This is a genomic window from Microbacterium sp. Bi128, from assembly GCF_918698205.1.
In genome coordinates this window covers 1-5,625 of record NZ_CAKKMM010000259.1, presented here as the reverse complement: position 1 = coordinate 5,625, position 5,625 = coordinate 1, and the positions used below count along the sequence as shown (strand labels likewise).

6 protein-coding genes are annotated in these 5,625 nt (G+C 68.8%); 4 read left to right on the top strand and 2 right to left on the bottom strand.

What is annotated here, in order from left to right:
- Positions 1-388: PP2C family serine/threonine-protein phosphatase (locus LQV45_RS16450; protein ID WP_374208231.1), on the top strand; the 388-nt coding region annotated here is incomplete at its 5' end.
- Between the two features lie 45 nt (positions 389-433).
- The gene (locus LQV45_RS16445) at positions 434-1,966 is read left to right on the top strand and encodes an APC family permease (protein WP_230007951.1); all 1,533 of its coding nucleotides are present in this window, start codon (positions 434-436) and stop codon (positions 1,964-1,966) included.
- Positions 1,967-2,013: 47 nt separating this feature from the next.
- On the opposite strand, the gene LQV45_RS16440 is transcribed toward LQV45_RS16445, so the two are convergent.
- The gene (locus tag LQV45_RS16440) at positions 2,014-2,997 is read right to left on the bottom strand and encodes an asparaginase (RefSeq protein WP_230007950.1); all 984 of its coding nucleotides are present in this window, start codon (positions 2,995-2,997) and stop codon (positions 2,014-2,016) included.
- Between the two features lie 61 nt (positions 2,998-3,058).
- On the opposite strand from LQV45_RS16440, the gene LQV45_RS16435 reads away from it, so the two are divergent.
- Positions 3,059-3,529 (top strand): OsmC family protein, encoded by a 471-nt coding sequence (locus LQV45_RS16435; RefSeq protein ID WP_230007949.1) that lies wholly within the window; start codon positions 3,059-3,061, stop codon positions 3,527-3,529.
- Positions 3,530-3,565: 36 nt separating this feature from the next.
- Positions 3,566-4,045 carry a hypothetical protein gene (locus tag LQV45_RS16430; RefSeq protein WP_230007948.1) on the top strand — a complete coding sequence of 160 codons (480 nt, stop codon included), beginning with the start codon at positions 3,566-3,568 and terminating at the stop codon, positions 4,043-4,045.
- Positions 4,046-4,134: 89 nt separating this feature from the next.
- Here the strand turns inward: LQV45_RS16430 and glpK are convergent.
- Positions 4,135-5,625, bottom strand: a 1,491-nt coding sequence (gene glpK, locus LQV45_RS16425; protein ID WP_230007947.1) for a glycerol kinase GlpK, incomplete at its 5' end; no start/stop codon positions are given.

Genomic DNA, 5,625 nt, shown 5'->3' with positions numbered 1-5,625 from the left:
GGATTCGCGCGTCTACCTGCTGCGCGACGACGACATCGTGCAGATCACCACCGACCATTCCGTCGTGCAGGAACTGATCGCCGCGGGCCGGCTGAGCCCGGAAGAGGCCGAGAACCACCCGTACGGCAACGTCATCACCCGCGCCGTCGGCCCGAGCGACAGCGTCAAGCCCGACTACCTCCGCCTCGAGGTGGTCGACGGGGATCGTTTCGTCATCTGCTCCGACGGGCTGACGAAGGAACTGACCGATTTCGGCATCCGGCACTTCCTCGAGGCCAACCCCGACCCCGCCGCCGCCGTCGAGGCGATGATGGCCGCCGCCCTCGAGAACGGCGGGCGCGACAACATCACCATCGTCGTGCTCGACGTCACCCGTCGGGCCGCGTAACCCGAGAGCTTGACCGCGGAGCGTCGCTGCTCCTAGGTTCAGCAGATGACCTCCGCACCCGAACGGACGGCCGGCAAGGGCCTGGCCGCGGGAACCCTCGGCCTGTGGGGCTCGACCGTCATCGGTCTGGCATCCACGGCCCCGGTGTACTCGCTCGTAGCCACCCTGGGCTTCGTCGTCCTCGCCGTCGGCGCCTCCGCGCCCATCGCGTTCATCATCGCCTTCATTCCGATGTTGTTCATCGCCTTCGCGTACCGCGAGTTGAACAACGATGTGCCCGACTGTGGCACGACCTTCACCTGGGGGACGAAGGCATTCGGCCCGTGGGTCGGCTGGATGGGGGGCTGGGGCGTCGCCGTGGCCGGGATGGTGGTGCTCGCCAACCTCGCCCAGATCGCGGGCATCTACCTGTGGTCTCTCATCGGTGACGGGTCTCTCGCCGAGAATGTGCCGCTCGTGACCGCCACCGGCGTCGCGTTCATCGCCGCGATGACGTACGTCAGCTATCGCGGCGTCGAGATCGGCGAGCGCATCCAGAACATCCTCCTCGGGGTGCAGTACCTCGTGCTGGCGCTGTTCGTGGTGGTGGCGCTGTGGAAGTTCTTCGACGGCACCGCGCCGAACCCGACGCCGTTCGATCTCGCCTGGTTCAACCCGTTGGGCTTCACCGACTGGAGCGGCTTCACCGAGGCCGTGCTGCTGGCCCTGTTCATCTACTGGGGCTGGGACACGTGTCTCGCCCTCAACGAGGAGACCAAGGACCCCAAGCGCATCCCGGGTCGGGCGGCACTGCTCACCACCGTCATCCTGCTCGGCACCTACGTCTCGGTCACGGTGGCCGCGATGATGTACGCCGGGGTCGGCGAGGACGGGACGGGGCTGGCCAACGCCGACAACGCCAACGACGTGTTCCTCGCCCTGAAGGACGGACTCTTCGGCCCGTTCGGCTGGATCCTCATCGTCGCGGTGTTGATCTCGGCGGTGTCGTCGACGCAGACCACGATCCTCCCCACGGCCCGGGGCACGCTCGCGATGGCCGCGTACAAGGCGCTGCCGAAGCGGTTCAGCACCGTGCACCCGCGCTTCCGGACGCCGTCGTTCTCCACGCTCGTGATGGGCATCGTCGCGAGCGTCTACTACGTCGGCATGACGCTGATCAGCGACAACATCCTGCAGGACTCGATCCTGTCGCTCGGGCTCGCGATCGCGTTCTACTACGCCATCACGGGCTACGCGTGCGTCTGGTACTTCCGCCGCGACCTGTTCACCTCGGCACGGAACCTCGTCTACCGCGGCATCCTTCCGCTGCTGGGAGCGCTCATGCTGACCTACGCGTTCGTGCAGTCGGCGATCGACATGTACGACCCCGAGTACGGCAACACGGTCCTGCTGGGCATCGGAGGGACGTTCGTCGTCGGTATCGGCGCGCTCGCGATCGGCGTCGTGCTGATGGTGCTCTGGTACGCCTTCCCTCGCTCGAAGCCGTTCTTCCGCGGGGAGAGCCTCAACCGCGACACCGAGGTGCTCGTCCCCGACGAGCCGATCACGTACCCGCGGTCGGTCGACGGCGGCATCTGAGGACGCTGAGCCGGTCGCCCCGCCACGGCGGCGGTGACCGGCTCCGCTCAGACCGTGGCGCGGATGACGCCGACCTGTGCTCCGCCGCCGAGAACGGTCAGCGGAAGCGCCGAGAGAGTATCGGCGACCGCGGACGCGTCGAGGGCCCCCGCGCGTTCCAGCAGACGCAGGGCGACGGCGTGGCCGGCCCGGGTCGATCCGTCGAGCGTTTTCAGCGCAACGGTCGTCCCGTCCGGAGCCGTCATGACCTGGACGCCCTCGGCGCCGTACTTAGAGAACACGCCCAGGCGTTCGATCACGACGGTGTCGGGGCGGCCGGGGCCGTCGATGGTCCACGGGTTCTCGCGGACGGCGCGCACGAGCGCACCGGCGCTGCGGTGGAGCGCGAACGGCGAGCGCTCCGACGACGTCGCGATGCGCTGGATGGCGCGGGCGAGGCCGGTCAGGCTCATCGCGTAGACCGGCGCACCGCACCCGTCGATCGCCATGGTGGTGGCGCGCTCGCCGACGAGGCGCTCGATCACCTCGCGGATGTGCACCTGCAGGGGGTGCTGCGGGTCGAGGTAGTCCGCGGTCGACCAGCCGTTGGCCACGCACGTCAGCAGCATCGCGGCGTGCTTGCCCGAGCAGTTCATGCGCAGGGGAGAGGGGGTGCCGTGGTCCCGGACGAGATCGTCGCGCGACGCGGTGTCGCTCGGCCACGCCGCGGGGCACCCCAGGTCGTCCTCGGTCAGTCCGGCGGACTGCAGGATGCCGCGGGCCACCTCGACGTGCCGGTCGGTGCCGGAGTGGCTCGCCGTCGACAGCGCCAGGCTCTCGCCGGTGAGGTCGGCACCGGCGGACAGGCACGCGAGAGCCTGCAGCGGCTTCATGCTCGAGCGAGGGAGGAAGGGCGCGCTCACGTCGCCCAGGGCCGTGTGCTCCGACCCGTCGGGCGACAGCACGACGGCCACGCCGCTGTGCCGTGACTCGACGAAGCCGCTCCGTTCGACGACGGCGATCTCGACGGCATCCGGGGGCGTGGCAGGCATCCGTCCATCGTATCTTCCGCGCCCCGGACTCCGCGGCGCGGGGAGGGGGCAGGATGGGAGCATGATCGGAGAGCATCAGTACCGTCTGCAGGCGACGTGGACCGGCGACCGGGGGACCGGGACGAGCGGGTACCGCGACTACGACCGATCGGTCTCGCTGGAGGTGGACGGCAAGCCGCTCGTGGAGGCGTCGGCCGACAGGCCGTTCCGTGGCGACCCCGCGAAGTGGAACCCCGAGGAGCTGTTGCTCGGCGCGCTGAGCGAGTGCCACCTGCTGTCGTACCTGCATGCGTGCGTGACCACGGGCGTGGTCGTCGTCTCGTACAGCGATGAGGCCACCGGAACCATGGTCGAGGACGGCAAGGGTGGGGGAGCGTTCACCGACGTCCTGCTGCGGCCCCGTGTCGTGGTGGCGGAGGAGTCCATGGTCGAGGCCGCTCTCGCCGCGCACCGTCAGGCGCGCGAGTGGTGCTTCATCGCGAACTCGGTCAACTTCCCCGTGCGCCACGAACCCGTCGTCACCGCCGCCTGACATCGCGCGGTGCGGCGCGCGTCGTACAGTGAGCGCATGCAGCTCGAACCCGCCCTGCGACGTCTGGACCGCCTCGCGGGCGGTCGTCAGGCCGATCATCGCGTTAACCCGTCCGACGATCCCCGCGTCCGCCGCGCCTTCCGCGCGGTGACGATCCTGCTCGCCGCGGGATTCCTCCTCGGCGTCGCCACGATCATCGTGGCCGCCGTGATGACCCTGAACGGCGACGACGTCGGTTTCGCCGTGTGGATGCGGTGCCTCGTCGTGCTCGGTATCACCACGACGCTGTTCTACTTCCTCTGGCGCGCGCGGGCGGGCTGGTACTGGGCGTTCCGGCGCCTGCAGCTTTTCAGCCGCATCTTCCCGATCGTGGCGCTCGTTCTCGCCGCGATCCCCGGGCTCTACCCGTTCTGGGTCGTGACGGAGCAGATCCTCTTCGCGATCCTCCTCATCGGGGTCTCGGACTACTTGCAGTCCGACGCCGTGCGGGCGGCGTTCCCGAAACCCGCGCGCTGAGTCCCGGCATCCGGATGCCGAGGGCCCCGGGAACGACGGAACCCCGCCGGCACGAGGCCGACGGGGTTCCGTCGTTTGCGGGGGCGTGCTCAGCGCACGTCTTCGTCGACCCAGTCCATGGACTTGGTGACGGCCTTCTTCCACAGACGCAGCTCGCGGTCGCGCTCGGTGGGGTCCATGTCGGGCTCCCAGCGCTTGTCTTCCTGCCAGTTGGCGCGCAGGTCGTCGAGGTTGTCCCAGAAACCGACGGCCAGGCCCGCTGCATAGGCGGCACCCAGGGCCGTGGTCTCGGCCACGACGGGTCGGACGACCGGAACGCCGAGGATGTCGGCCTGGAACTGCATGAGCTCGTCGTTGGCGGTCATACCACCGTCGACCTTGAGCTCGGTGAGGTCGACGCCCGAGTCGGCGTTGACGGCCTCGAGTACCTCGCGAGTCTGGAAGGCCGTGGCCTCGAGAGCGGCGCGGGCGATGTGGCCCTTGTTGACGAAGCGCGTCATGCCGACGATCGCGCCGCGGGCGTCGGGACGCCAGTAGGGCGCGAACAGGCCCGAGAACGCCGGCACGAAGTACACGCCGCCGTTGTCGTCGACGGTGCGGGCGAGGGCTTCCACCTCGGGCGCCGAAGAGATGATGCCGAGCTGGTCGCGCAGCCACTGGATGAGCGAACCCGTGACGGCGATCGACCCTTCGAGAGCGTAGTGAGCCGGCTCGTCTCCGAGCTTGTAGCCGAGCGTGGTCAGCAGACCGTTCTTGGAGTGGACGATCTCTTCGCCCGTCTGGAAGATGAGGAAGTTACCGGTGCCGTAGGTGTTCTTGCTCTCACCCGGGTCGAACGCGGCCTGACCGAACGTCGCGGCCTGCTGGTCGCCCAGGATTCCGGCCACCGGGGTCTCGCGCAGCAGCGACGACGACTCGACCTGGCCGTAGACCTCGGAGGAGGAGCGGATCTCGGGCATCATCGACCGCGGCACACCGAAGTCGGCGAGGATGTCGTCGCGCCACTGCAGGGTCTCGAGGTCCATGAAGAGCGTGCGGCTGGCGTTGGTGACATCGGTCGCGTGCACGCCGCCGTCGATGCCGCCGGTGAGGTTCCACAGCACCCACGTGTCGGTGGTGCCGAAGATCAGATCGCCCGACTCGGCCTTCTCGCGCGCGCCGTCGACGTTCTCGAGGATCCACACGATCTTGGTGCCCGAGAAGTAGGTCGCCAGCGGCAGGCCCACCTTCTGCTTGAAGCGTTCTACCCCGCCGTCCTTCGCGAGTTCGTCCACGATCGGCTGGGTGCGGGTGTCCTGCCACACGATGGCGTTGTAGATCGCCTCGCCGGTGGTCTTGTCCCACACCACCGCTGTTTCGCGCTGGTTGGTGATGCCGACGGCGGCGATGTCGTGCCGGGTCAGGTTCGCCTTGGACAGGGCCGAGCCGATCACCTCGCGGGTGTTGTTCCAGATTTCAGCGGGGTTGTGCTCCACCCAGCCGGGCTGGGGGAAGATCTGCTCGTGCTCCATCTGGCCGGAGGAGACGATGCTGCCGCTGTGGTCGAACACGATGGCTCGGGTGCTCGTGGTCCCCTGGTC

What these genes read in the sequence shown, in the direction of transcription:
- LQV45_RS16445 (WP_230007951.1), top strand. Translation starts at nt 434, where the DNA reads ATGACCTCCGCACCCGAACGGACGGCCGGCAAGGGCCTGGCCGCGGGA.
- LQV45_RS16440 (WP_230007950.1), bottom strand. Translation starts at nt 2,997, where the DNA reads ATGCCTGCCACGCCCCCGGATGCCGTCGAGATCGCCGTCGTCGAACGG.
- LQV45_RS16435 (WP_230007949.1), top strand. Translation starts at nt 3,059, where the DNA reads ATGATCGGAGAGCATCAGTACCGTCTGCAGGCGACGTGGACCGGCGAC.
- LQV45_RS16430 (WP_230007948.1), top strand. Translation starts at nt 3,566, where the DNA reads ATGCAGCTCGAACCCGCCCTGCGACGTCTGGACCGCCTCGCGGGCGGT.